Consider the following 230-nt stretch of genomic DNA (forward strand, 5'->3'; position numbering starts at 1 on the left):
CGACCGCCCTCCGCCCCCGGCTCAATCCTTTTTATCTCCGCTCATTCCCCCTCCTTCGGCCGGCTTCGCCCACGGGGCGCCCCGTCCCGACGGCGCCTGCAGTTGCGTCACGCGCCGTCCGGGGACCCGCAGCGCGAGCCAGGGTCCCCCCTCCGAGGCGGCGAAGCCGTCTCCGGGCGCCCCGTCGAGACGGGAGCGGGCGTTCCCGGTGCGGGAGGGGTATGATGGTC

This window comes from Deltaproteobacteria bacterium GWC2_65_14 (assembly GCA_001797615.1).
In the GTDB taxonomy this organism is placed as follows: Bacteria; Desulfobacterota; Deferrimicrobia; order Deferrimicrobiales; family Deferrimicrobiaceae; genus GWC2-65-14.